The sequence below is a fragment of the Micromonospora sp. NBC_01699 genome (assembly GCF_036250065.1).
GTDB lineage: Bacteria > Actinomycetota > Actinomycetes > Mycobacteriales > Micromonosporaceae > Micromonospora_G.
In genome coordinates this window covers 5,675,052-5,699,900 of sequence record NZ_CP109199.1, presented here as the reverse complement: position 1 = coordinate 5,699,900, position 24,849 = coordinate 5,675,052, and the positions used below count along the sequence as shown (strand labels likewise).

At 70.4% G+C, this 24,849-nt stretch carries 21 protein-coding genes; 15 read left to right on the top strand and 6 right to left on the bottom strand.

Translation table 11 applies throughout. The annotated features are described in order from the left end of the window. Positions 1 to 31: 31 nt before the first annotated feature. The 4 genes from zwf to tkt are packed head-to-tail and all read right to left on the bottom strand — an operon-like array spanning position 32 to position 6,561. Positions 32 to 1,579: a glucose-6-phosphate dehydrogenase gene (zwf, locus tag OG792_RS23015; RefSeq protein WP_329102134.1), complete on the bottom strand. Its 1,548-nt coding sequence runs from the start codon at positions 1,577 to 1,579 to the stop codon at positions 32 to 34. Position 1,580: 1 nt separating this feature from the next. Further along, entirely contained in the window at positions 1,581 to 3,227 is a 1,647-nt protein-coding gene (locus OG792_RS23010) for a glucose-6-phosphate isomerase (RefSeq protein ID WP_329111377.1), read from the bottom strand. Positions 3,228 to 3,229: 2 nt separating this feature from the next. Further along, the gene (gene tal / locus OG792_RS23005) at positions 3,230 to 4,408 is read right to left on the bottom strand and encodes a transaldolase (RefSeq protein ID WP_329102132.1); all 1,179 of its coding nucleotides are present in this window, start codon (positions 4,406 to 4,408) and stop codon (positions 3,230 to 3,232) included. Between the two features lie 14 nt (positions 4,409 to 4,422). After that, entirely contained in the window at positions 4,423 to 6,561 is a 2,139-nt protein-coding gene (tkt, locus tag OG792_RS23000; protein ID WP_329102130.1) for a transketolase, read from the bottom strand. Positions 6,562 to 6,830: 269 nt separating this feature from the next. Between tkt and OG792_RS22995 the strand changes: the two genes are divergently transcribed. After that, on the top strand, positions 6,831 to 7,796 hold the full coding sequence (locus OG792_RS22995) for a heme o synthase (RefSeq protein ID WP_329102128.1): 966 nt from the start codon (positions 6,831 to 6,833) through the stop codon (positions 7,794 to 7,796). A gap of 352 nt (positions 7,797 to 8,148) precedes the next feature. Continuing rightward, positions 8,149 to 8,484: a hypothetical protein gene (locus OG792_RS22990; RefSeq protein ID WP_329102126.1), complete on the top strand. Its 336-nt coding sequence runs from the start codon at positions 8,149 to 8,151 to the stop codon at positions 8,482 to 8,484. Between the two features lie 266 nt (positions 8,485 to 8,750). On the opposite strand, the gene OG792_RS22985 is transcribed toward OG792_RS22990, so the two are convergent. After that, entirely contained in the window at positions 8,751 to 9,710 is a 960-nt protein-coding gene (locus OG792_RS22985) for a COX15/CtaA family protein (protein ID WP_329102124.1), read from the bottom strand. Between the two features lie 117 nt (positions 9,711 to 9,827). Here OG792_RS22985 and OG792_RS22980 point away from each other — a divergent pair, with 117 nt between their 5' ends. The 8 genes from OG792_RS22980 to OG792_RS22945 are packed head-to-tail and all read left to right on the top strand — an operon-like array spanning position 9,828 to position 16,593. Further along, positions 9,828 to 10,601: a helix-turn-helix transcriptional regulator gene (locus OG792_RS22980; RefSeq protein ID WP_442932292.1), complete on the top strand. Its 774-nt coding sequence runs from the start codon at positions 9,828 to 9,830 to the stop codon at positions 10,599 to 10,601. Then, positions 10,598 to 12,028, top strand: a complete 1,431-nt coding sequence (gene sufB / locus OG792_RS22975) for a Fe-S cluster assembly protein SufB (RefSeq protein WP_329102122.1) — start codon at positions 10,598 to 10,600, stop codon at positions 12,026 to 12,028. Before OG792_RS22980 ends, sufB begins: the two co-directional genes overlap by 4 nt. A 55-nt stretch (positions 12,029 to 12,083) precedes the next feature. Then, entirely contained in the window at positions 12,084 to 13,226 is a 1,143-nt protein-coding gene (gene sufD / locus OG792_RS22970; RefSeq protein WP_329102120.1) for a Fe-S cluster assembly protein SufD, read from the top strand. After that, complete coding sequence (locus OG792_RS22965; protein ID WP_329102119.1) at positions 13,226 to 13,552, top strand: non-heme iron oxygenase ferredoxin subunit; 327 nt, start codon at positions 13,226 to 13,228, stop codon at positions 13,550 to 13,552. Before sufD ends, OG792_RS22965 begins: the two co-directional genes overlap by 1 nt. Further along, positions 13,549 to 14,322 (top strand): Fe-S cluster assembly ATPase SufC, encoded by a 774-nt coding sequence (sufC, locus tag OG792_RS22960; RefSeq protein ID WP_329102117.1) that lies wholly within the window; start codon positions 13,549 to 13,551, stop codon positions 14,320 to 14,322. The genes OG792_RS22965 and sufC overlap by 4 nt, the downstream gene beginning before the upstream one ends. 20 nt (positions 14,323 to 14,342) lie before the next feature. Further along, positions 14,343 to 15,647: a cysteine desulfurase gene (locus tag OG792_RS22955; protein ID WP_329102116.1), complete on the top strand. Its 1,305-nt coding sequence runs from the start codon at positions 14,343 to 14,345 to the stop codon at positions 15,645 to 15,647. Continuing rightward, positions 15,647 to 16,120 (top strand): Fe-S cluster assembly sulfur transfer protein SufU, encoded by a 474-nt coding sequence (sufU, locus tag OG792_RS22950; RefSeq protein ID WP_329102114.1) that lies wholly within the window; start codon positions 15,647 to 15,649, stop codon positions 16,118 to 16,120. Before OG792_RS22955 ends, sufU begins: the two co-directional genes overlap by 1 nt. Positions 16,121 to 16,146: 26 nt before the next feature. Continuing rightward, a complete protein-coding gene (locus OG792_RS22945; RefSeq protein WP_329111375.1) occupies positions 16,147 to 16,593 on the top strand; it encodes a metal-sulfur cluster assembly factor in 447 nt (148 codons plus the stop codon). Between the two features lie 85 nt (positions 16,594 to 16,678). Here the strand turns inward: OG792_RS22945 and OG792_RS22940 are convergent, their stop codons facing one another. Continuing rightward, entirely contained in the window at positions 16,679 to 19,936 is a 3,258-nt protein-coding gene (locus tag OG792_RS22940; RefSeq protein ID WP_329102112.1) for a penicillin acylase family protein, read from the bottom strand. Between the two features lie 218 nt (positions 19,937 to 20,154). Between OG792_RS22940 and OG792_RS22935 the strand changes: the two genes are divergently transcribed. The 5 genes from OG792_RS22935 to OG792_RS22915 all read left to right on the top strand — a co-directional run bounded on the left by OG792_RS22935 (position 20,155) and on the right by OG792_RS22915 (position 24,778). Next, positions 20,155 to 20,814, top strand: a complete 660-nt coding sequence (locus tag OG792_RS22935) for an acVLRF1 family peptidyl-tRNA hydrolase (RefSeq protein ID WP_329102110.1) — start codon at positions 20,155 to 20,157, stop codon at positions 20,812 to 20,814. Between the two features lie 119 nt (positions 20,815 to 20,933). Beyond that, positions 20,934 to 21,404 (top strand): Rv0361 family membrane protein, encoded by a 471-nt coding sequence (locus OG792_RS22930; protein WP_329102108.1) that lies wholly within the window; start codon positions 20,934 to 20,936, stop codon positions 21,402 to 21,404. A gap of 184 nt (positions 21,405 to 21,588) precedes the next feature. After that, positions 21,589 to 23,193, top strand: coding sequence for an ABC-F family ATP-binding cassette domain-containing protein (locus OG792_RS22925; RefSeq protein ID WP_329102106.1), 1,605 nt, complete (start codon positions 21,589 to 21,591; stop codon positions 23,191 to 23,193). A gap of 547 nt (positions 23,194 to 23,740) precedes the next feature. Next, entirely contained in the window at positions 23,741 to 23,968 is a 228-nt protein-coding gene (locus tag OG792_RS22920; protein WP_007462679.1) for a helix-turn-helix domain-containing protein, read from the top strand. A 45-nt stretch (positions 23,969 to 24,013) separates the two neighbouring features. After that, positions 24,014 to 24,778, top strand: coding sequence for an enoyl-CoA hydratase/isomerase family protein (locus tag OG792_RS22915; RefSeq protein ID WP_329102104.1), 765 nt, complete (start codon positions 24,014 to 24,016; stop codon positions 24,776 to 24,778). Positions 24,779 to 24,849 lie beyond the last annotated feature (71 nt).

The following is a 24,849-nucleotide window of genomic DNA, read 5'->3' as shown; positions in this document are numbered from 1 at the left end:
CTGGTCTGCTCGCCGAACCGGCCACGCACGCTCACGCCCGCCGCCATGCCCGGCCCTCTCGTTCCAGCATCTCGTCGGCCGCCCTGGGCCCCCACTCGCCGGCCCGGTACGGCTCCGGCCGGGTGCCCCGCCAGGCGGCTTCGAGCGGGTCGATGACCTGCCAGCTCTGCTCCACCTCGGCCGCGTCCGGGAAGAGCGTCCGGTCCCCGATGAGCACGTCGAGCACCAGTCGCTCGTACGCCTCCGGGCTGGACTCGGTGAACGCCTCGCCGTACTGGAAGTCCATCGCGATGTCGCGAACCTCCATCGTGGTGCCGGGCACCTTGGCGCCGAACTTCAGCACCACGCCCTCGTCCGGCTGGACCCGTACGACGAGCTGGTTGTTGCCGAGCATCTCCATGTCGGTGGCGTTGAACGGCAGGTGCGGTGCCCGCTTGAAGATGATGGCCACCTCGGTGACCCGGCGGGGCAGCCGCTTGCCGGCCCGGATGTAGAACGGCACCTCGGCCCAGCGCCGGTTCTGGATACCCAGCCGCACCGCGACGTACGACTCGGTGGTCGAGTCCGGTGGGATGTCCTTCTCCTCCAGGTAGCCGACCGCGCGCTGGCCGGCCACCCAACCGGGCAGGTACTGCCCGCGTACGGTGCCGGTGGAGACGTCCTTGGGGACGGTGATCGCGCGCAGCACCTTGAGCTTCTCGGCCCGGATCTCGGCGGCGTCGAAGCTGGTCGGTTCCTCCATCGCCACCAGGGCGAGCAACTGCAACAGGTGGTTCTGGAGTACGTCACGGGCGGCGCCGGCCGCGTCGTAGAAGCCGGCGCGGGAGCCGATGCCGACGTCCTCGGCCATGGTGATCTGGACCGAGTCGACGTACTTGGAGTTCCACAGCGGTTCGAACAGGTTGTTCGCGAACCGCAGCGCCATGATGTTCTGGACGGTTTCCTTGCCCAGGTAGTGGTCGATGCGGAACACGTCCTCACGGGTGAAGACGTCGTCGACGAGGTCGTTGAGCGACTTCGCCGACGGCAGGTCGGAGCCGAACGGCTTCTCCACCACCACCCGCCGCCAGCCGCCGGACTTGGCGTTGTCGGCCATTCCGGTCCGGGCGAGCTGCTTGAGCACCACCGGAAAGGCGGCGGGTGGGATGGAGAAGTAGAACGCCGCGTTGCCGGCGATCCCGTGGGTACTGCGCAGTTCGTCCAGGGTCTCGGCGAGGGAGTCGAACGCCTCGTCGTCGTCGAACGAGCCGCCGACGAACTTGATGTTGCCGGCGAGCCGGGACCAGACCTCGTCCCGCCAGGGCGTACGGGCACCCTTGCGGGCGGCCTGGTAGGCCAGCGACTCGAAGTCGCCGTCCCCCCAGTCCCGGCGGGCGAAGCCGAGCACCACGAAGCCCGGCGGCAGCAGCCCCCGGTTGGCCAGGTCGTACACGGCCGGAATCAGCTTCTTCTGGGCCAGGTCACCCGTCACGCCGAAGATCACCATGGCGCACGGTTCCGGGATCCGCGGCAGCCGCCGGTCCTGCGGATCGCGCAGCGGATTCACGGTGTCCCCCTCATTGCTCAACCCCGGACCCATCTCAGCTCCGCAGCTCTCGGAGCGTGTCGAGGAGCTGGCGCAGGCCCGCCGCCCGGTCGGTCAGGTGCAGGCGCAGCACCGGCCGCTCCCGGCCGGCCAGGGCCTGCCGGTCGCCGGCGGCCTGGGCCGCCTGGAGCACACCGAAGGTGTACGGCTTGCCCGGCACCGGCAGGTCCTCGGCCACCGCGCCGGTGATTTGCAGGTACGAACCGACCTGCGGACCACCCTTGTGGTACTGGCCGGTGGAGTGCAGGAACCGGGGTCCCCAACCGAAGGTCACCGGGCGACCGCTCGTCTCGGCGAGCAGCGGCCGGACCTGACCGGCGTCGGCGTCACCGAACCGGTCGAGGTACGCCATCACGGCCAGGTAGCCGTCCGGACCGAGCCCGTCGAGCAGTCCGCGCAGCACACCGGGCAGGTCGCCCGGGGTGCCGGCGGGTGCGTACACCTCGATCGCGCCGGTGGTGAACGACGGTGCCTCGTCCGGCAGTCCGGCGGCCAGGAGCCGGTTGGTGTTCTCCTTGGACTCGGTGACGTTCGGCTGGTCGAACGGGTCGATGCCGAGCACCACCCCGGCCAGGGCGGTGGCGTACTCCCAGGCCAGGAAATGGGCCCCGAGCGGGCCGTTGACGGCCAACTGGGGGTTGATCCCGGCGCCGGGCGAGGCGCCCGGGGCCAGCGCCCCGCCGTAGGTGACGGTGAGTACGTCCGCCCCGGTGGCGCCGGCCGCCTGTGGCGACTCGACCACCACCGGCAGGATGCCCACGCCGCCCTTGCCGGTCGACTCGGCGATGAGCTGTTCGGCCCAGTCGCCGAGCCCTTCGATGCCGGTGCCGTCCGAGATCAGCGAGACCTTGTCCCGGCCGCCGGTGGCGGCGGTGCCGAGCGCGGCGCCGAGCGCGAGGCCGGGGTTGTCCTTGTCCCCGGCGAGCGACCCGGCGAGTTCCTCGGCCTGGTCGAGCAGTTCGACCACCTCGACCCCGGCCAGTGCGGACGGGACCAGCCCGAACGCGGTCAGCGCGGAGTACCGGCCGCCGACGTTGGGGTCGGCGAGTACGACGAAGGCGCCCATCTGGGCGGCGGTGTCGGCCAGCGGCGAGCCGGGGTCGGTGACGATGACGAAGTGTCGCCCGGCCTCGGCCTCGGTCAGGCCGGCGTCCAGGAACGCCTGCCAGTACGCCCGCCGGTGGCTGTCGGTCTCCACGGTGGAGCCGGACTTGCTGGCCACCACGACGACGGTGGTCAGCAGCCGGTCGCCGAGCGCGGCCCGGACCTGGCCCGGGTCGGTGGTGTCGAGTACGGTCAGCGGCCGCCCGAGGGTGCGGGCGATCACCTCGGGGGCGAGCGACGAGCCGCCCATGCCGGCCAGGACGACGTGGTCGAGGTCGGCCAGTTCGGCCTTGAGTTCGGCGAGCTGGGGGAGGAGTTCACGGCTGCGCTGGTGGGTGTCCACCCAGCCGAGCCGCTTGGTCGCCTCGGCCTGCGCGTCCGGCCCCCACAGGGTGGCGTCCTTGGCCGCCAGTCGGCGCGGGGCGTCGTCGGCGATCAGGGCGGCACGGGTGGAGCCGGGCGCGGAGGCGTCGATCGCCTCCGCGCCGTGGACCGTGAGTCCGGCCGCCGCCTCCGCGCTCCCCAGGTCCTGGGTCACGGTCACGCGTTGCCTCCCGCTTGCTGGGCGGCGTCGGCGCTGCCCTGGGCCGCCTGGTTGGGGTGACCGACACCGGAGGCCGCCGCTTCGAGCGACTTGCGTACGCCGTCGAGCAGTTCCTCCCAGCTCGTCTCGAACTTCTCCACGCCCTCGCGCTCCAGCGTGTTGATCACGTCGTCGAAGTCGACGCCGACCGAGATCAGGTCGCCGAGAACCTTGCGGGCCGCGTCGTACGCGCCGGTGATGGTGTCGCCCCGGGTCTCGCCGTGGTCGGCGTACGCGTGGATGACCGCTTCCGGCATGGTGTTGACCGTACCGGGAGCGACCAGCTCCTCGACGTAGATGACGTCGCGGTAGTCCGGGTTCTTGGTGGAGGTGGAGGCCCAGAGCGGGCGCTGCGGGTGCGCGCCGGCGTCGGCGAGGGTCTGCCAGCGGTCCGAGGAGAAGACCTCGGTGTAGCGCTCGTAGGCGAGCTGGGCGTTGGCGACCGCGGCCTTGCCCTTGAGTCCCTTCGCCTCGGCCGAGCCGATCTTCTCCAGCCTCTTGTCGACCTCGGCGTCGACGCGGGAGACGAAGAACGAGGCGACCGAACCGATCTTGGTCAGGTCGTGTCCGTTCGCCTTGGCCTGCTCCAGGCCGGCGAGGAAGGCGTCCATCACCTGCGAGTAGCGGTCCAGCCCGAAGATCAGCGTGACGTTGACGCTGATCCCCTCGGCCAGGGTCGCGGTGATCGCCGGCAGGCCGGCCTCGGTCGCCGGGATCTTGATGTAGAGGTTCGGTCGGTCGACCAGCCACCACAGCGACTTGGCCTCGGCGACGGTCTTCTCGGTCTCGTACGCGAGCCGCGGGTCGACCTCGATCGACACCCGCCCGTCCACCCCGGCCGAGCTGTCGTACGCCGGACGCATCACGTCGGTCGCCCAGCGGACGTCGTACGTGGTCAGCATGCGTACGGCCTCTTCCACGGACACCCCGCGGACGGCCAGGTCACGCAACTGCCAGTTGTACTCGTCGGCGTCGCTGAGCGCCTTGGCGAAGATCGTCGGGTTCGTGGTGACCCCGACCATGTGCTTCTCGCGGCGCAACTGGTCCAGCCCGCCGGAGCTGAGCCGCACCCTTGAAAGATCATCGAGCCAGACCGCGACGCCCGCCGCGCTGAGCTCACCCAACCTGTCCGTCATGTGCTGAACCTCTCTCAGTTACCGGTGGTCGAACCAGTGATCTCGCCGACCTTCGCCAGCGACGCGTGGGCGGCGGCGACGATGTGGTCGGGAGTGAAGCCGAACTGCTCGAACAGGACCGTGTGCGGGGCGCTCGCACCGTAGTGTTCCAGGCTCACGCTCTCGCCCAGGTCACCGACCAGGTGACGCCAGGACATGCCGATGCCGGCCTCGACGCTGACCCTCGCCCGGACGGCGCGCGGCAGCACCGACTCGCGGTACGCCGAGTCCTGCTCCTCGAACCACTCCTGGCACGGCATCGAGACGACCCGGGTCGGGGTGCCGGCGGCCTCCAGCCGCTCCCGTGCGGTGAGGCAGAGCTGCACCTCGGAGCCGGTGCCGATGAGGATCACGTCGGGCTGCGCGGTGGACGCCTCGGCCAGGATGTAGCCGCCCTTGGCCACGCCCTCGGCGGAGCCGAGCGTCGCCCGGTCGAACGTCGGCAGCGGCTGCCGGCTCAGTGCCAGCGCGGCCGGCCGGTCGGTGTTGGTGAGCGCCTGCCGCCAGGCCCAGGCGGTCTCGTTGGCGTCGGCTGGCCGGATCACGTCGAGGCCGGGGATGGCGCGCAGCGAGGTGAGGTGCTCGACCGGCTGGTGGGTCGGGCCGTCCTCGCCGAGGCCGATCGAGTCGTGCGTCCAGACGTAGGCGACCGGCAGCTTCATCAGCGCGGCGAGCCGCACCGAGGGGCGCATGTAGTCGCTGAAGACGAGGAACGTGCCGCCGTAGGGGCGGGTGCCGCCGTGCAGCGCGATGCCGTTGAGGATGGCGCCCATGGCGTGCTCACGGATGCCGAAGTGCAGCGTGCGGCCGTACTCGTGACCGGGGAAGTCCTTGGTCGCGTACTCGGCCGGGATGAACGACGGCTCGCCCTTCATCGTGGTGTTGTTGCTCTCGGCCAGGTCGGCCGAGCCGCCCCAGAGTTCGGGCAGCACCGGGGCGAGCGCCTCCAGCACCTTGCCCGAGGCGGCCCGGGTGGCGACCCCCTTGGCGTCCGCCGGCCAGGTCGGCAACGCGTCGGTCCAGCCGGCGGGCAGCGTACGCCCGGACAGCCGGTCGTGCAGCGCCTTGCGCTCCGGGTTGGCCTTCGCCCACGCGTCGTACGCGGTGTTCCACTGCGCGTGCTCGGCCTGGCCGCGTTCGACGGTGCCCCGGGCGTGGGCGAGCACCTCGTCGGCGACGGCGAAGGTCTGCGCCGGGTCGAAGCCGAGGATCTTCTTGGTGGCGGCGACCTCGTCGGCGCCGAGCGCGGAACCGTGGATCTTGCCGGTGTTCTGCTTGTTCGGCGCGGGCCAGCCGATGATGGTGCGCAGCGAGATGAACGAGGGCCGGTCGGTGTTCTCCCGGGCGGCGGTCAGCGCGGCGTACAGCGCCTCCACGTCCTCGTGGTAGTCGCCCTGGTCGGCGTCGCCGGCCCGCCAGTCGACGGTCTGTACGTGCCAGCCGTAGGCGGCGTAGCGGGCGGTGACGTCCTCGCTCTTGGCGATCCGGGTGTCGTCCTCGATGGAGATCTCGTTGTCGTCGTAGATCAGTACGAGGTTGCCGAGCTTCTGGTGCGCGGCCAGCGAACTCGCCTCGTGGCTGATGCCCTCTTCGATGTCGCCGTCGGAGGCGATGCACCAGATGTGGTGGTCGAAGACGGACTGACCGGGCTCGGCGTCGGGGTCGAGCAGGCCGCGTTCGCGGCGAGCTGCCATCGCCATCCCGACCGCGTTGCCGATCCCCTGGCCGAGCGGGCCGGTGGTGGTCTCGACGCCGACGGTGTGACCGTGCTCGGGGTGGGCCGGGGTGAGCGAACCCCACTGGCGCAGCGACTTCAGGTCGTCCAGGCCGAGCCCGTAACCGCTGAGGTAGAGCTGGATGTAGAGGGTGAGGCTGGAGTGCCCGGCGGAGAGCACGAATCGGTCGCGACCCGGCCACGCGGCGTCGGTGGGGTCGTGCTTGAGCAGCCGGTTGAAAATCAGGTACGCGGCGGGCGCGAGGCTCATCGCCGTGCCGGGGTGGCCGTTGCCGGCTTTCTCCACGGCATCCATGGCCAGCACACGAACGGTATCGACGGCCCGACGATCGAGGTCGGTCCAGTTCAGCGGAGATTGCGCGGGTCGTTTGGCAGCCACGATGGTTTGTGCTCCTAGGCAGTGGTCGGAACCCTCTGGGATGACCCTAGCGACCCGGGCTAAACGTGCGCCCGGGGATCCGGATGCCGATACTCTCGGACCGGGCTGATCCACTTGTGTGTGCGCGTCACGAGATGTGACCGCCCGCACCCTTGACGGGTCGCCCGGTCAGCCAAAAGGGCGACGCGTAGGCTGTCGCTCGGCGTGCTGACCCGGTGTGGTCGCCGCCGAATCCGATCTCCCGCCTCGATGCCGGAAGGTGGCAATCCGTGAGCACGATCACCGAGCGACCGGTCGCCACCAGCCCGGCGGGGGAGCCGGAGGCCGAACTTCCGGCTGGTGCGGCCGTGCCTGCCCGTGACGTCGGCGCGATGATCCGGTCGTATGTCTCGCTCACCAAGCCCCGGATCGTGGAACTGCTGCTGGTCACGACGGTGCCGGCGATGATGCTCGCGGCCGGTGGCCTGGGCTCGGTGTGGCTGATCGTGGTGGTGCTGGTCGGCGGCTCGCTGGCCGCCGGTGCGGCGAACGCGCTGAACTGCTACATCGACCGTGACATCGACCAGTTGATGCGGCGTACGAAGCGGCGTCCGCTGCCGACCCACACGGTGGCCCCGCGCAACGCGCTGTACTTCGGCCTGACGCTGGCCGTGGTGTCGGTGCTGCTGATGGCGGTCTTCACCAACTGGCTGGCCACCCTGCTCACCCTGGCTGCGATCGCCTACTACGACCTCGTCTACACGATGTGGCTCAAGCGCACCACGCCGCAGAACACCTTCTGGGGCGGTATCTGCGGGGCGGCCCCGGTGCTGATCGGCTGGGCCGCGGTGACCGGCTCGCTGTCGCCGGCCGCGTGGGCGCTGTTCGCACTGGTCTTCTTCTGGCAGCTGCCGCACTTCTACGCGCTGGCCATCAAGTACAAGGACGACTACGCGCGGGCCGGGATTCCGATGCTGCCGGTGGTGGCGTCGATCCGCCGGGTCGGCGTCGAGATCGTCGCCTTCTCCTGGCTGACCGTGGCCGCGTCGCTGTCGGCCTGGCCGCTCAGCGAGGCGCTGGGCCCGATCTACGGCGGTACGGCCGTCGTGGTGGGGGCGATCTTCCTGCTGGAGGCGCACCGCCTTCAGGGCCGGGCCCGCCGGGGTGAGCCGCTCAAGCCGATGCGGCTGTTCCACTGGTCGACCACCTACCTGACAATCCTGTTCGTCGCGGTCGCGCTCGACGCCCTGATCTGAGCCGCGCCGACCGCCCTGCCGTATCTCCCGATCGGGGCCGGACTGCCCCAATTTGATCAACGCTGACCTGATCCACGGCGTATCAGGTCAATCGACCAGAATAACTCGTACAAATCGAGCTGATTGAATCAAATCAGCCCGGTATGCCGAGAAACTCCCTGTTCTGGAGCTGAGTCGAGTCGGCTCAACAGGGGCGGTGATTTGCCCTGGTTCATCCCGCAATGATGAGCGCCTATAACGGATAAATGGGCATAAACCTCCTGTGCATCTCCTTAAGTCGATAGGTAATTGGCATCACAAATTCCCGACAAGTGGGCGGCACATGAGGTCACCTCTGCTTAGGCTTCCGTTCATGGCAGATGGTTCCGATACGACGCTGACGAGTGAACAGACCGTCGCGACCCCGGCTCCGAGCGGTCTGGTAGCCGGCCTCAGGACGTTCGCCGCCGGACACGGCGGCGCGAAGGCGGTCATCGAGTACGTCGGCAAGCGGGGAGCACGCATCGTCCTGGTCGGCGAGGACGGCGTGTGGGCGGACCAGTTCGCGGACGGCACCGACGTCGCCCGGCTGGCCTGTGAGAAGGCGGGGATCGTGGTGGAGAACGAGTGGGAGCGGGAACTCATGGACCAGATGCGGCCGAGCAACGACCTGTGGCGGTCGATGGCCCGGCGCACGATGGCCCGCTGATAGATTCTGTCCGCACAGCACACCGCGACCCGGGGCTCTCCCCGGGTCGCTTTCGTTGCGTCGCCACCGAAACGAGTGCCCGTCCGCACCCGGACGGGGCACTCGTTTCGTCAAAGGCGGGAAATCGGCGCGACCGGTAGGCAAGGGTGGGCGCGAGGAGTGCGAGCGATCGCCGGCCTCCGGCACCCGGCTGCGGGCGGGCGGCACCGGGACTGGCGGGACGGCCGGGACTGGTGGAACGGCGGGGACCGGTGGGACGACCGAGGTCAGTGGGACAGGGCGGGGGCGGGTGTGGCGGAGGCGTCGGGGTGCTGCACGGCGGCGGCCGGGACGGCGGGCTGCCGTTGCCCGGTCGCCCAGAGCGCCGACAGCGTCGACAGCCAGACCAGGCACGCCCCGAGCATGTGCGCGCCGACCAGGAGTGCCGGCAGGTGGGTCAGGTACTGCACGACGCCGATCAGCCCCTGGGCCAGCTCGACCGCGAGCAGTACCGCCGTGGCGCGTACCGCGACCGTCGGGGCGCCGACCGCGCGCAGCGCGAACAGCAGGCCGACGGTCAGGCCGACGAGCAGGAACACCAGGTCGGCGTGGAACTGGGAGATGGTCTGCGGGTCGATACCGTTGCGGGCGGCGTCCGCGTCGCCGGCGTGCGGCCCGCTGCCGGTGACCAGCACGCCGACGACGATCACCGCGCCGCTGACCGCGAGGGTCAGCCAGGCCAGCGTCCGGACCGGGCGCGGCACCGTCGGCCGGACCGGTCCGTCCTCCTCGCCGACCCGGCGCCAGAACGCGTACGTGGACAGCAGCAGCAGCATCGACACGATGAAGTGGACGCCCACCACGCCGGGGTTCAGATGCATCCGTACGGTGATCCCGCCGATCACCGCCTGGGCCGCGATGCCGAGCAGCACCGCCCCGGCGAGCAGCACCAGGGATCGGCGGCGCGGACGGTACATCAGCGCGGCGACCAGGCCGGCGAGCGCTATCAGCCCGACCACGCCGGTGAGCGTACGGTTGCCGAACTCGATCGCCCCGTTGATGCCCAGCGCCGGAGTGGTGGTGTACGAGTCGTCGGTGCAGCGGGGCCAGGTGGGGCAGCCGAGCCCCGACCCGGTGAGCCGTACGGCGCCACCGGTGACCACGATGCCGACGTTGGCGACCACCGAGGCGAGCGCGAGGCGGCGCAGGAGCGGGAGGCTGACCGGGGGGCGGCCGAATCGGTTCACGGCGGTAATCCTACGTAGCGTAGTGGTGGGCCTCGTCGCCGACCGGCGCAACCCGGTGGTCCGGATCACTCGCGGTACGGTTTGCGGTCGTCTCGGGAAATACGTAACGTTGGCGTAGTGAAAAACATGGCGGCGCTCTCTGAGCACGAACCGGTGGCCGATCCGGCCGCCGGTGCCGCCATGTCACCGCCCGTTCCCACCCTGATCGCCGATCGCACCCGTGACCGGGTCACCCGGTTGCTGCTGGCGCAGGGCGCCTCGACCGCGGCCGAGCTCGGCACGGCGCTCGGGCTGAGCCCGGCGGCGATCCGCCGGCACCTGGACGCGATGCTCGCCGACGGCGACGTCATCTCCCGTGAGCAGCCACTGCGCGGCCACCGTGGTCGCGGCCGCCCGGCCCGGGTGTTCATGCTCACCGACTCGGCGAAGGTGCGCTGCGGCACCCACACCTACGACGGCATGGCCACCGCCGCGCTGCGCTGGATCGCCCGGCAGGGCGGACCACGGGCGGTCGACGCCTTCGCCGCCGAGCAGGTGTCCGGCCTGGAGGCCCGCTGCCGGGCCGCCCTGGAGGACGCCGGCGACGAGCCGATGGCCCGCGCGGAGGCGCTTGCGGGCGCGCTCACCGCCGAGGGCTACGCTGCCAACGCGTCCACGATCGCCACCGGTGGTCAACTGTGCCAGCACCACTGCCCGGTGGCGCACGTGGCCGCGGAGTTTCCCCAGCTGTGCGAGGCCGAGACGGCGGTCATCTCCCGTCTGATCGGCACCCACGTGCAGCGTCTGGCCACCATCGCGCACGGCGACGGGGTGTGCACCACGCACATTCCCGCCCAGTCGAGGCGCGCCCAACCCGGTAATCCCGTCACCACTGTGAGGACAGATAGATGACCGAGCAGATCGTTGCGCCCGTCTCCCAGGAAGAGCACCTCGCCGCCCTGGGCCGGTACGAATACGGCTGGGCCGACACCGATACCGCCGGGGCGACCGCCCAGCGTGGTCTGTCCGAGGCCGTGGTGCGCAACATCTCCGCGCTCAAGAGCGAGCCGCAGTGGATGCTCGACCTGCGGCTCAAGGGCCTGCGCCTGTTCGGTCGCAAGCCGATGCCGGCCTGGGGCGCCGACCTCACCGGGATCGACTTCGACAACATCAAGTACTTCGTCCGCTCCACCGAGAAGCAGGCGGCCAGCTGGGACGACCTGCCCGCGGACATCAAGAACACCTACGACAAGCTGGGCATCCCGGAGGCCGAGAAGCAGAGGCTGATCTCCGGCGTCGCCGCCCAGTACGAGTCCGAGGTCGTCTACCACAAGATCCGTGAGGACCTGGAAGAGCAGGGTGTGCTCTTCCTCGACACCGACACCGCGCTGCGCGAGCACGAGGAACTCTTCAAGGAGTACTTCGGCACCGTGATCCCGGTCGGCGACAACAAGTTCGCCGCGCTCAACACCTCGGTGTGGTCCGGTGGCTCGTTCATCTACGTGCCCAAGGGCGTCCGGGTGGACATCCCGCTACAGGCGTACTTCCGGATCAACACCGAGAACATGGGCCAGTTCGAGCGGACCCTGATCGTCGTCGACGAGGGTGCGTACGTGCACTACGTCGAGGGCTGCACCGCGCCGATCTACTCCTCCGACTCGCTGCACAGCGCGGTCGTCGAGATCATCGTGAAGAAGAACGCGCGCTGCCGCTACACGACCATCCAGAACTGGTCGAACAACGTCTACAACCTGGTCACCAAGCGCGCCGTGTGCCACGAGGGCGCGACCATGGAGTGGATCGACGGCAACATCGGTTCCAAGGTCACCATGAAGTACCCGGCCGTCTACATGGTCGGCGAGCACGCCAAGGGCGAGGTGCTCTCGGTGGCGATGGCCGGTGAGGGCCAGCACCAGGACGCCGGCGCCAAGATGGTGCACGCCGCGCCGCACACGTCCAGCACGATCGTCTCCAAGTCGATCGCCCGGGGCGGCGGCCGGACCTCGTACCGGGGCCTGGTCCAGGTGCTGGAGGGCTCGCACCACAGCCGGTCGACGGTCAAGTGCGACGCGCTGCTGGTCGACACCATCTCCCGGTCGGACACCTACCCCTACGTCGACATCCGCGAGGACGACGTGTCGATGGGGCACGAGGCGACCGTCTCCAAGGTCAGCGAGGACCAGCTCTTCTACCTGATGAGCCGGGGGATGAGCGAGGACGAGGCGATGGCGATGATCGTCCGCGGCTTCATCGAGCCGATCGCCAAGGAACTGCCGATGGAATACGCCCTGGAGCTCAACCGCCTGATCGAGCTGCAAATGGAGGGCGCGGTCGGCTGACGCCGCCGCCCGTACGCTCCCAGCCGGACCTCGCCAGAGAAGACTCAAGGAAGAGATGACTACCGAGGCTTTCGCGCCGCCCACGACCAAGTCGCAGGCGCTCCGCTCGTACGACGTCGCCGACTTCCCGGCCCTCACCGGGCTGGAGGAGGAGTGGCGGTTCACCCCGCTCAAGCGCCTGCGGGCGCTCGGCGGCGACCCGTCCGGTGTCGCCGCCCCGCTCGGCCACGAGGTCGGCGAGTTGCCGGCCGGCGTGACCACCGGCACCATCGGCCGGGACGACCCACGGGTGGGAAGTGTGCTGACCCCGTTCGACCGGGTGAGCGCGCTCGCGTACGGCGGTGCGTCCGACGCCTTCCTGATCTCGGTCGCCCCGGAGGCGGTGGTCACCGAGCCGGCGCTGGTCCGGGTGGTCGGCGCCGGTGCGGCGCAGGTGGCCCTCGGGCACACCTTCGTCGAGGTGGGCCGGTTCGCCGAGGTCACCCTGGTGCTGGAGCAGACCGGCAGCGTGCTGCTGGCCGACAACGTCGAGGTGGCGGTCGCCGACGGGGCGAAGCTGACCCTGGTGACGGTGACCGACTGGGCGCCGGACGCGGTCCACGCCCAGCACCTGAAGGTCCGGCTCGGCCGGGACGCGAAGGTGGTGCACGTGCAGGTCTCCCTCGGCGGCGACCTGGTACGGCAGTTCACCAGCGTCGAGTACACCGGTCGCGGCGGCGAGGCCGAGCTGTACGGGCTCTACTTCGCCGACGCCGGCCAGCACCTGGAGCACCGGCAACTGGTCGACCACACGGTGCCGGACTGCCGCAGCTACGTGGGCTACCGCGGGGCGTTGCAGGGCGAGGACGCGCACACGGTCTGGGTCGGCGACGTGCTGATCCGGGCAGCCGCGACCGGCACCGACACGTACGAGATCAACCGGAACCTGGTGCTGTCGGACGGGGCGCGGGCGGACTCCGTACCGAATCTCGAAATCGAGACCGGCGAGGTGGCCGGCGCCGGCCACGCCAGCGCGACCGGCCGCTTCGACGACGAGCAGCTGTTCTACCTGATGGCCCGGGGCATCCCGGAGTCGGAGGCGCGCAAGCTGGTGGTCCGCGGCTTCTTCGCCGAGCTGATCAACAAGATCCCGGTGCCGGAGCTGCGCGAGCGGCTCGGCGACGCGATCGAGGCCCGGCTCGCCAAGGTGGGCTCCTGATGGTCCGCGTCTGTGCCGTCGACGAGGTGCCGAAGGGCGCCGTCGTCCGGGCGGAGATCGACGGCACCGAGATCGCCCTGGTGCACGCCGACGACGACGCCTTCTACGCCATCCGGGACGAGTGCTCGCACGCCGCGGTCGCCCTCTCCGAGGGTGAGCTCGACGGCTGCACGCTCGAATGCTGGCTGCACGGCTCCCGGTTCGACCTGCGTACCGGTGCGCCGAGCGGCCTGCCCGCCACCGAACCCGTGCCTGTCTATCCCGTCGAGGTCCGCGACGGAGATGTATTCGTCATTCTTACGCCAAGCAATGGAGTTACCCCGTGAGCGTTCTGGAGATCCGTGACCTTCAGGTGTCGGTCAAGCTGCCCGAGGGCCAGCTCAAGCCGATTCTGGCCGGCGTCGACCTGACCGTGCGGGCGGGGGAGACCCACGCCATCATGGGCCCGAACGGGTCGGGCAAGTCGACCCTGGCCTACTCGATCGCCGGTCACCCGAAGTACCAGATCACCGGCGGTTCGGTGACGCTCGACGGCGTCGACGTGCTGTCGCTGACCGTGGACGAGCGGGCCCGCGCCGGGCTCTTCCTGGCCATGCAGTACCCGGTCGAGGTTCCCGGCGTGTCGGTGGCCAACTTCCTGCGTACCGCCAAGACGGCGGTCGACGGTACGGCACCGAAGCTGCGCACCTGGGCCGGCGAGCTGCGCGGCGCGATGGAGCGGTTGCAGATGGACCCGGCGTTCGCCCAGCGCAACGTCAACGAGGGCTTCTCCGGCGGCGAGAAGAAGCGGCACGAGATCGTGCAGCTCGAACTGCTCAAGCCGAAGATCGCCATCCTCGACGAGACCGACTCCGGTCTCGACATCGACGCGCTGCGGGTGGTCAGCGAGGGCGTCAACCGGGTCCGCGAGACCGGCCAGACCGGCCTGCTGCTGATCACCCACTACACCCGGATCCTGCGCTACATCAAGCCGGACTTCGTGCACGTCTTCGTCGGCGGCAAGATCGTCGAGCAGGGCGGCCCGGAACTGTCCGAGAAGCTCGAAGCCGAGGGCTACGAGCGGTACGTGGCCGGAGCCGGCGCGGCTCGGGCCTGAACGAGAGAAAGCTGCCGGAGATGACCACGATCGCGATCCCGTCGGGCATGCCGCAGTACGACGACGTGCCCCGCTTCGACGTGTCGAAGGTGCGCGCCGACTTCCCGATCCTCGATCGGGAGGTCAACGGGCATCCGCTGGTCTACCTCGACAGCGCCAACACCTCGCAGAAACCGAGGCAGGTGCTCGACGTCCTGCGGGAGCACTACGAGCGGCACAACGGCAACGTGTCCCGCTCGGTGCACACGCTGGGCACCGAGGCGACCGAGGCGTACGAGGGGGCGCGGGCGAAGGTGGCCGCGTTCATCAACGCCCCGAGCCCGGACGAGGTGGTGTTCACCAAGAACTCCACCGAGGCGATCAACCTGGTCGCGTACGCCTTCTCGAACGCCTCCGCCGGCGCGCACGGTGACCCGAGGTTCCGCCTCGGCCCCGGCGACGAGGTGGTGATCTCCGAGATGGAGCACCACTCGAACATCGTCCCGTGGCAGCTGCTCTGCGAGCGGACCGGCGCCACGCTGCGCTGGTTCAAGCTCACCGAGGGCGGCAGGCTGGACGAGTCCGAGCTGGACGACCTGGTCAACGAGCGCACCAAGCTCGTCTCGCTGGTGCACGTCTCGAACATCCTGGGCACCGTCAACGCCACCGCGCGGATCACCGAACGGGTCCGCGCGGTCGGTGCGCTGCTGATGCTCGACTGCTCCCAGTCGGTCCCGCACATCCCGGTGGACGTGGTCGACCTGGACGTCGACTTCATCGCGTTCACCGGGCACAAGATGTGCGCGCCGACCGGGATCGGGGTGCTCTGGGGCCGGGCCGAGCTGCTCGCGGCGATGCCGCCGTTCATGGGCGGCGGTTCGATGATCGAGACCGTCTCCATGGGCGGCTCCACGTTCGCACCGCCACCGGCCCGGTTCGAGGCGGGCACCCCGCCGATCGCCGAGGCGGTGGCGCTCGGCGCCGCGGTCGACTACCTCACCGGCATCGGGATGCGGGCGATCCAGTGGCACGAGAAGGAGATCACCGCGTACGCGTTGGACGCCCTCGGGACCGTACCGGGGCTGCGGATCTTCGGGCCGGTGGTGCCGATCGGCCGGGGCGGCACGATCTCGTTCGCGCTCGACGGCGTGCACCCGCACGACGTCGGTCAGGTGCTGGACGCCCAGGGCGTGCAGGTACGGGTCGGGCACCACTGCGCCCGTCCGGTCTGCGTGCGGTACGGCGTACCGGCGACAACCCGCGCCTCGTTCTACCTGTACACCACCACCACCGAGATCGATTCGATGGTGGCTGCTCTTGAGCAGGTGCGAAAGGTTTTCGGCTGATGCAACTCGACCAGCTCTACCAGGAGATCATCCTGGATCATTACAAGCACCCGCACGGTCGCGGGCTGCGTGACCCGGCCGACAACTCCGGCCGGGTCGCGGAGGCCCACCACGTCAACCCGACCTGTGGTGACGAGGTGACGGTGCGGGTGGCGGTGGCGCGGGACGTGCTGTCCGACATCTCGTACGACGGCATGGGCTGTTCGATCAGCCAGGCGTCGGCGAGCGTGCTGCACGAACTGCTCAACGGCCGCGGTGCCGACGAGGCGTTCGCCGTGCACGCGGCGTTTGTCGAGCTGGTCTCCGGTCGCGGGCTGGTGACGCCGGACGAGGAGGTGCTGGGTGACGGGGTGGCTTTCGCCGGTGTCGCCCGCTACCCGGGCCGGGTGAAATGTGCGCTGCTGCCGTGGATGGCGTTCAAGGACGCCGCGGTACGCGCCGGTGTGGGCGTGAGCCCGGAGGTGAAGGCATGAGCGAGCGCAGCGAGGTGCTGGAAGGCATGAGTTCCGAGGAGACCGTTGGCGCGACCGGTGCGGCCGAGGTCGCCGCGACCGGTGCGGCCGATGTCGCGATCGGTAAGGGCGAGGCCGTCGAGGCCGTGGCCGGCGAAACGGTGGTCAGCAAGGCCGCGATCGGCGAGATCGAGGAGGCGATGAAGGACGTCGTCGACCCCGAACTGGGCATCAACGTGGTCGACCTCGGCCTGGTCTACGGGGTGCACGTCGGTGACGACAATGTCGCCACCCTGGACATGACGCTGACCTCGGCGGCCTGCCCGCTGACCGACGTCATCGAGGACCAGACCCGGCAGGCGCTGACCACCGGCCCCGGTGGCGGCCTGGTCGCCGACTTCCGTATCAACTGGGTCTGGCTCCCCCCGTGGGGCCCGGACAAGATCACCGACGAGGGCCGCGACCAACTCCGCGCCCTTGGCTTCAACGTCTGACCCCGCCCCACGTTGGGCACGCTTGCAGAGAAAGAGTGGCTATCCGGGTGCGGATAGCCACTCTTTCACTGTCTGAGGCGCGCTCTCAGTGGGCGTAGGTTTCGAACTCCCAGAGGGAGAAGCCGAAGGTGGTGGCTCGGGTGAGGCCGTGTGTGCGGATATAGCGGGCTTCGGTGGGGGTGAAGGTGATGTTGTCGGTGCCGCCGTCGCCGGTGGTGGTGGACCAGACCGGTTGCCAGGTGGTGCCGTCGGTGGAGACCTCGATCCGGTACGAGCGCGCGTACGCCGCCTCCCAGGCCAGCACGACCCGGCCGACCGGTCGGACCGAGCCCAGGTCGACCGTGATCGACTGGTTGTCCGACCATGAGCTCGCCCAGCGGGTGCCGGGATCGCCGTCGACCGCGCGGGCGGCACCGTTGCCGAGCTGGCTGCTCGACGCGGTGGCCGTACGCCCGGCGGCCAGGTTGCTCACGTCGTCGCCCCGACCCGCCGGGAACGACACCACCTGCTGGTACGTCGGCCGGTTCTGCCAGGCGATGGTGGCGTGTTTGATCCCGCCCAGCGGTGACTGGATGATCGCGTCGGCGCACCACTGGTCGCCGGCGGAGCAGCTCGCGTCGCCGGGATAGACCGTCGACGCCGGCTGGGCGGCGGCGGTACGCAGCGTGTCGAGCAGGATCTGCCGGCAGGAGGCGAGGTCGCCGCCACCGCAGTAGGTGCGGCCGAGCCCGCCCCGTACCGGGTCGCCGAGGACGGCGCGCAGGTCCTTGTCGACCCAGCCCCACCAGCCGTACTGGAACGACGATCCCTTGTGCGCCTGGGCCGCGTTGGCCGAGCCGGGCAGGTTGGAGACGTCGCCGCGCTGGTGGCCCGACGGCGACTCGTTGACCTGCATCGCGTTCACCAGCGACTGGTAGAGGTCGGGGCCGAGCGGCGCCTTGAACTGGCCGTTGACCAGCAGCGGCCACCATGCGTCGAAGACCCGGATCGCCTCGGCGTGCTGGTAGACCTTCGAGCCGCTGGCGGTCTCCACCCGCAGCGCGCCTGCCTGCCGCCAGCTTCTCAACCGGCCGATCGTGGCGGCCAGGTTGGCGTCGGTGACCGGTTGGCTCTCCAGTACCCGGATCAGCTCGTCGAGCACCTCGATGCCGCGCAGGTCGGTCAGCCCGGCCCGCTGTACCAGGGAGGTCAATGACGCCCGGTCGAACTTCTGGCCGGCGGCCAGCGCGGCCCGTACCGGCCTGTCGAGCAGGTCGGCCCGGTGCACCGCGCCGTAGCTGAAGTTGCCGTCGGCCGCCCCGAAGTCCCTGGCCTGCTTGTTGTTCCAGCTCACGTAGTAGTCCTGGTCGACCGAGTTCGGGTGCGCCGAGGCCGGAATGTAGGTGGCGGTGTTGGTCGCCGGGTCGAAGCCGGGCCACTCGTACGCCGGCTCGCCCTTCTGCGGCAGGTTCGGGTTCGACCCGGCGGCGCGTACCGGGTTCAGGCCGGAGTTGAAGTACGCCGACTCGGCGGAGTTGACGTAGAACCAGTTGAACGCGTACCCGATGGTGGCGGCGGATTCCTTGAACCCGGCGGCGGTGCCCATCGCGGCCGGGTCGTTGAACATCTGGAACCCGATCGCCGAGTCCGCCTCGTGCCGGTACGTCGACCGCAACGACGTGAACGCGTACGGCTGGCCGCCGATCGTGCCGCGCCACCCGACCAGGCCGAGCGCGGTACGCCAGGCGACGATCCGGTACGACCCGGCCGGAGTGCCGTCGGCGACGCTCGGCGTCCACGAGTTGACGTGCGACAGCTCCTCCATCGCCAGGCACTGCCCCCGGAACCGGTAGCGGTTGCTGGCCAGCGTGGGCGCGCTGCCGTCGGTGGTGCAGAGCGGGACCGCGTACGTGTCGGTGATGTCCTGGTTGGACGAGGTGGCGCTCCAGGCGTAGTCCTGACCCCGGCCGAGCAGGACGTAGAGGTTGATGCCGGCGAACGCGGCGCCCCGGGCGCTGATCCCCGGCCCCTGCAACTCCTGCACCATCAGCAGCTGCGGGGAGAAGTAGCCGGTCTGCGGGCCGAAGACGGCGACCGGGTGGCCGGTGGTCGAGTGCTCGCCGGAGATCACCGCCGCGTTCGACATGCCCCGGCTGGCCGGGGTGATGGTCAGCCCGGACAGTGCGGCGGCGAGTTCGGACGGGCCACCGGTGGCGCTGGTCGCCGAACCGGTTTGGTCGGTGACCACCGGTTCGACCCGGCTGCTGCCGGCGTCGGGCAGGACCACGCTGGGCGCGTCCGGCGAGGCGCCGCCGTACGGAAAGCTCTGGCCGTCGTGCAGGGTCAGCACCGCCTCCGGGTCGTTCTCGGCCCGGAACGCGGTCCACACCCTGTCTCCCTCGACCGGGCCGTACTTGGCCCGAGCGGCGATCCGGACCAGCGCCGACTGCATCTCGGTGCCGCCCCCGCCGCCGAACAGCCCGCCGACCACACCGGCGATGGCGATCAGGTCGGTCATCTCGAACGGCTCCGGGCCGCCCTCGTTGGTGATCGCGTCCAGGTGCCCGGTGAGCACGTACTCGCCGGGGCAGTTGCGGCCCGCCATGCAGACCCCGATGTACGCGTTGATCCCGTCGATGTACTCGCGTACGTCGGTGTAGAGCTGCTCGCCGCGCGGGCCGCGCTGGCGCAGCGCCTCGACCTGGGCCTGGAGGTCCGCCTCGGTGTACGGCGAGTTGCGCCAGACGCTCTGTTCCAGGGCCCGGTTGCCGGGGGCGCCACCCGCGAACGGGGTGAGCGTGCCGCGCCCGACGTGCCGGAGCAGGTCCATGGTGAACAGCCGGTCCTCGGCGCCGGCGAAACCGGCGCCGTACATGGTGCCGCCCCGGGTGGTGCCGGTGACGTGCGGGACGCCGGTGGACCGGTCCCGGACGATGGTCACGTCGGCACGCGGGGAGTAGGTCCGTTCGGCCTGGCCCGGCGGCACGCCGAAGGACGCGTCGGTGAAGAAGTTCTCGATCTGGTCCTCGCGCAGGCCGGCGTAGCCGTAGACCAGGTTGGCGTACTTGCCGAGTTGGTCGCCGGAGTGCCGCGGCAGGGTGCCGAACGCCTGGTTGCCGAGCACCTCGACCAGGGTGGCGTTGCCGTTCTGGCCGGGCGGCAGGATGTCGGCGCATTGGCCGAGGCAGTAGTCACCGGCGGCGAAGGAGGCGGTGCCGACGGTGTCCGGCGCGGCGGCGGCCCCGACCGGGTCCGATGCCGGAGCGGCCGGTGCGGGGGTGGGGCCGGCCACGAGGGCGGTGGCTGTGGTGACCAGGACGGCGAGGGCCGCCGTCACCCGTCGATTCAGGACATGTCCGGGCATGGCTGATCCTCCTGCCGGTGGGATCATTACATGAAGAAACTTCAGATAACGGATGCTAACCGTTCACTCAGGACGTTGGAAAGACCTAACAACGTCGATACCTGACCGACATACCCGCGAGCTAGCGGGCCGTCCGCCGGGCCGCGAGGGCGGCTGGTCTCGGTGCTCACCGTACGGGTGCCGCCCGCCGGCCGAGCCGGTTGCCGTACGGTCGGGGGATGAGCAGCCGACCCGCCGCCGGCGGCGGCCGGTGGGTCGACGTCGAACCGGCCCGCGTGGCCCGCTGGATCGACGGTTTCGCCGCCCGGCACGGTCCGCCGCAGACCACCCCCACGCCGTACGGTCTGCTGCTCACCGCCCCGGACGGCGCCAGCGCCGAACTGCACCACCCACCGGGTACGCCGCCCGCCGGTGACCTGCCCGGCTTCCTGGACCTGGTGTCCACCGCCCGCCGACTGGGGCTGCTGCTGGCCCGCAAGGGCGCGGTGGCGGTCGGTGTCGCCGACGGGGCGACCCTGGTGACCTCCAAGGTGGACACCCGGTACGTGCAGGGGCGCACCGCCGCCGGTGGCTGGTCCCAGCAGCGCTTCGCGCGGCGCCGGGACAACCAGGCCAAGGCGGCGATGGCCGATGCCGTCGACTTGGCCCTGCGGCTGCTGCTGCCGGCGGTCGGCAGCCTCGACGCGGTGGTGGCGGGTGGGGACCGGCGGGCGATCGACACGATCCTGGCCGACCGACGGCTCGCTCCGCTCGCCGCCCTGCGCGCGGACCGGCTGCTCGACGTCCCGGAGCCCCGGCACGCGGTGCTGGTCGACGCGATCGCCGCCGCCCGTGCCGTACGCGTCCTGGTCCGCGACCCCGACCCGCCTGCGGCCTGACCACCCGGGCGGTACGGTCCTGGTCCGCGACCCGACCCGGCCGCACCCGGCCTGACCACCCGGGCGGGTCGGGTGGTCCCCGGATGGCGTCGGCGCGGGGCACTGGCTACCCTCCCGCCATGGCTGTGCGCGCCCGAACCCGTCGTCGTTCCGCACCGGCGTGGCCGAGGCTGGACCGCGAACTGCATCGGCCGCTGCTGCTCGTCGCCGGGCTGGCGCTGCTGCTCTGCCTGACCGGGCTGGGCATCGGCGGGTTCTTCTGGTTCCGGCCGGCCCAGGAGCCGGAGGCGGCGGCCCGGATCGCCATCGACTCCTTCGTCCAGCGTCTGATCGCCGGCAACTACGGCGGCGCGTACGACCAGCTCTGTGTCGACACCCGGGAGCGGTTCGACCGGGAACAGTTCGCCGCCGACGTCGCCGGCCGGCCGGCGGTGCGCTCGTACCAGATCGACACGATGGAACGCTCCGGTACGGCGTTCTCGGTCGGGGTGACCCTGGTCGACCCGAGCGGGGCCAGCGAGGCGCATGCCTACCGGGTGGTCGAGGACCGGGGTAGCTGGCGGATCTGCGGGGACCCGCTACCGGCGTGACCTGGCACCGTTCGCCTGGCTGATCATGCGCGGCAATCCGACCGGGGGCGTGCCCGGTCGCCCGGTACACTTGGTCCCGTGCTGCTCTGCGAAGGCTGATCCGCCCCGCACCGGGGGGACATCGTCCCCGCCGGTGCATCCGTGTGCCTGAGTCAGCCTTCGACCCGAGAGTGAGTCCACTGACATGATCACTGTTACCGGCCTGGAACTGCGCGCCGGCGCCCGGATCCTGCTCTCCGACACCACGCTGCGGGTGCAGCCCGGTGACCGGATCGGCCTGGTCGGGCGCAACGGTGCGGGCAAGACCACCACCCTCAAGGTGCTCGCCGGTGAGGGCCAGCCCTACACCGGCGCGATCGACCGTCGGGGCGCCGTCGGCTACCTGCCGCAGGACCCGCGTACCGGCGACCTGGAGGTCACCGCTCGCGACCGGGTGCTCTCCGCTCGTGGGCTGGACGTGCTGATGGCCCAGATGGCCGAGGTCGAGGCCCAACTCGCCGACAACCCCGAAGACCGCCTGGTACGCCGCTACGGCACGCTGGAGGACCAGTTCGCCTCGCTCGGCGGGTACGCGGCCGAGGCCGAGGCGGCCAGGATCTGTGCCAACCTCGGTCTGCCCGACCGGGTGCTCGCCCAGACCATCGGCACCCTCTCCGGCGGTCAGCGGCGGCGCATCGAACTGGCCCGGATCCTGTTCCGGGACGCGGCCGAGAACGGCGGCGGCATCCTGCTGCTCGACGAGCCGACCAACCACCTCGACGCCGACTCGATCACCTGGCTGCGCGGCTTCCTCGCCGGGCACAAGGGTGGGCTGATCGTTATCAGCCACGATGTCTCGCTGCTGGAGGCCGTGGTCAACAAGGTGTGGTTCCTGGACGCCACCCGTTCGGTGGTCGACCTGTACAACGTCGGCTGGAAGACGTACCAGGAGCAGCGCGAGACCGACGAGCGGCGGCGACGCCGGGAGCGGGCCAACGCGGAGAAGAAGGCCGGCGCGTTGATGGCGCAGGCCGACAAGATGCGGGCCAAGGCCACCAAGACCGTCGCCGCCCAGAACATGGCCCGCCGGGCGGAGAAACTCCTGTCCGGGCTGGAGGAGTCGCGGGTCGCGGACAGGGTGGCGAAGGTCCGCTTCCCCAGTCCGGCACCGTGCGGCAAGACCCCGCTGACCGCCGTCGGGCTCTCCAAGTCGTACGGCTCGCTGGAGATCTTCACCGACGTCAACGTGGCGGTCGACAGGGGCTCCCGGGTGGCCATTTTGGGCCTCAACGGTGCCGGCAAGACCACCCTGTTGCGGATGCTCGGCGGGTTGTTGAAACCGGACACCGGGGAGATCCGGCCCGGACACGGCCTGCGCCTGGGCTACTACGCCCAGGAGCACGAGACGCTCGATGTCGAGCGCAGCGTGCTGGAGCACATGCGCAGTGCCGCGTTCGAGCAGTCGGACACCGACCTGCGCAAGATCCTGGGCGCGTTCCTCTTCTCCGGCGACGACGTGGACAAGCCGGCCGGGGTGCTCTCCGGTGGCGAGAAGACCCGGTTGGCGCTGGCCACGCTGGTCTGCTCCGGCGCGAACGTGCTGCTGCTCGACGAGCCCACCAACAACCTCGACCCGGTCAGCCGGGAGCAGGTGCTGGACGCGATCGCCAACTACCCCGGCGCGATCGTGCTGGTCACGCACGACCCGGGCGCGGTGCTGGCGCTCAAGCCGGACCGGGCGATCCTGCTGCCCGACGGCGACGAGGACGCCTGGAGCGACGACCTGCTCGAACTGGTCGAGCTGGCCTGACCAGCCGACCAAGTCGCCCCCTCGTCCCGCTGACCCGGCCCGAGGGGTCCGGTACGCCCGCAGCGAGCGGGAGCGGGCCGCAGCGGTCCCCGTCCACGGGTCGGCCGCACCGGCGGTCCCGCTGCGGCCGTCCATCCGGTTCACCTCCGACGAGCACCGTGCTGCCGGCGCACCGGCCGGGCGCGATCAGGCCTGCCCGACGGGTGGTGGCCGCGGGATTCGGCGTGCCTGCGGTCGGCCGCGCGGGGAGTCGCGAACAGTCCGGTCCGGAGGACGATGTCGTCGATGTCGGTGCGGCGAACTCGGCTGTCGCGGAGGCAATGTTGTCGAGAAAGTCGGTCACGGAGTGCAGCGAACGGACAGACACCCGGAACGCCTCCCGTGCCCCGACGAGGGCTTTCGCCAAGGGCGCAATCGCTGAATCGGGAAATTGACACTGCTGTGCGTGTCGGTTGGCGAAGAGTTGATATCTGGCGCATGATCGTTCGAGGCGGTCTAATAGGTGGGACCGTATCGAACCGCACAGTCTGGGACGTGAGGAATCAACATGGCAGCCACCGGCACAGCCACCAGCACTGAGAAGGGTCGCCGGATCGTCGGAGCCGAGCGTCAGACGCTCGCCAAGGACCTGGTCAAGCGGTACACGTCCGGCGAGAGCATTCGCGCCCTGGCGGCCTCGACCGGCCGCTCCTATGGGTTCATCCATCGGGTGCTCACCGAGTCCGGCGTCCAGTTGCGCCAGCGCGGCGGCGCTCGCCGTCGCAAGAAGGCGTGAGTCGCTTCTCAGCCTGGTCCGCGCCCCGCACAGTGGGGAACCACGGTGACCGCTGACAGCGGGGTGCGGCTGGAATGCGACGGGCCGGTGGCGACGGTGACGTTGTGCCGGCCCGACGTGCTCAACGCGCAGACTCCCGCGATGTGGCGGGCGCTGCGCGCATTCGACCGTGACCTGCCCGGGGACGTGCGGGTCGTGGTGGTACGCGGCGAGGGCAGGGCGTTCTCCGCCGGCCTGGACCGGTCCGTCGCCGGTGCCACCGGCCCGGACTCGTTCGCCGCGCTGTCCGCGCTGCCCTCGGCGGAGGCGGCCGATCGCATCGCCGGGTTCCAGGCCGCCTTCACCTGGCTGCACCGCCCCGATCTCATCTCGATCGCCGCGGTGCAGGGGCACGCGATCGGTGCGGGCTTCCAACTCGCGCTCGCCTGCGACCTGCGGGTGCTGGCGGACGACGCCAGCCTGGCCATGGCCGAGGTCACGCTCGGCCTGGTGCCCGACCTGGCCGGCACGAAGCGCCTGGTCGACCTGGTCGGCTATGCCCGTGCGTTGGAGATCTGCGTCACCGGTCGGCGACTTGACGCGGTCGAGGCCCAGCGGATGGGGCTGGCCACGGTGATCGTGCCCCGGGCGGAGTTGGACGACACCGTGGTCGATCTCACCGCCGCCGTACTCGCCGGGGACCGGAACGCGGTGGTTGAGATCAAGGCACTGCTGGCCGGGGCGTCCGGACGCACTCCGAAGGAGCAACAACGGGCCGAACGCGAGGCACAGATGCGCCGTTTAGGCGATCTCGCCGGCCACGGCGAATAAAAAAGCGAATGGTAAGGAGCAAGTGGGAAGAGAACTACTTACCTCTCGGGTTGACTTAAGCGTCCGCGGAA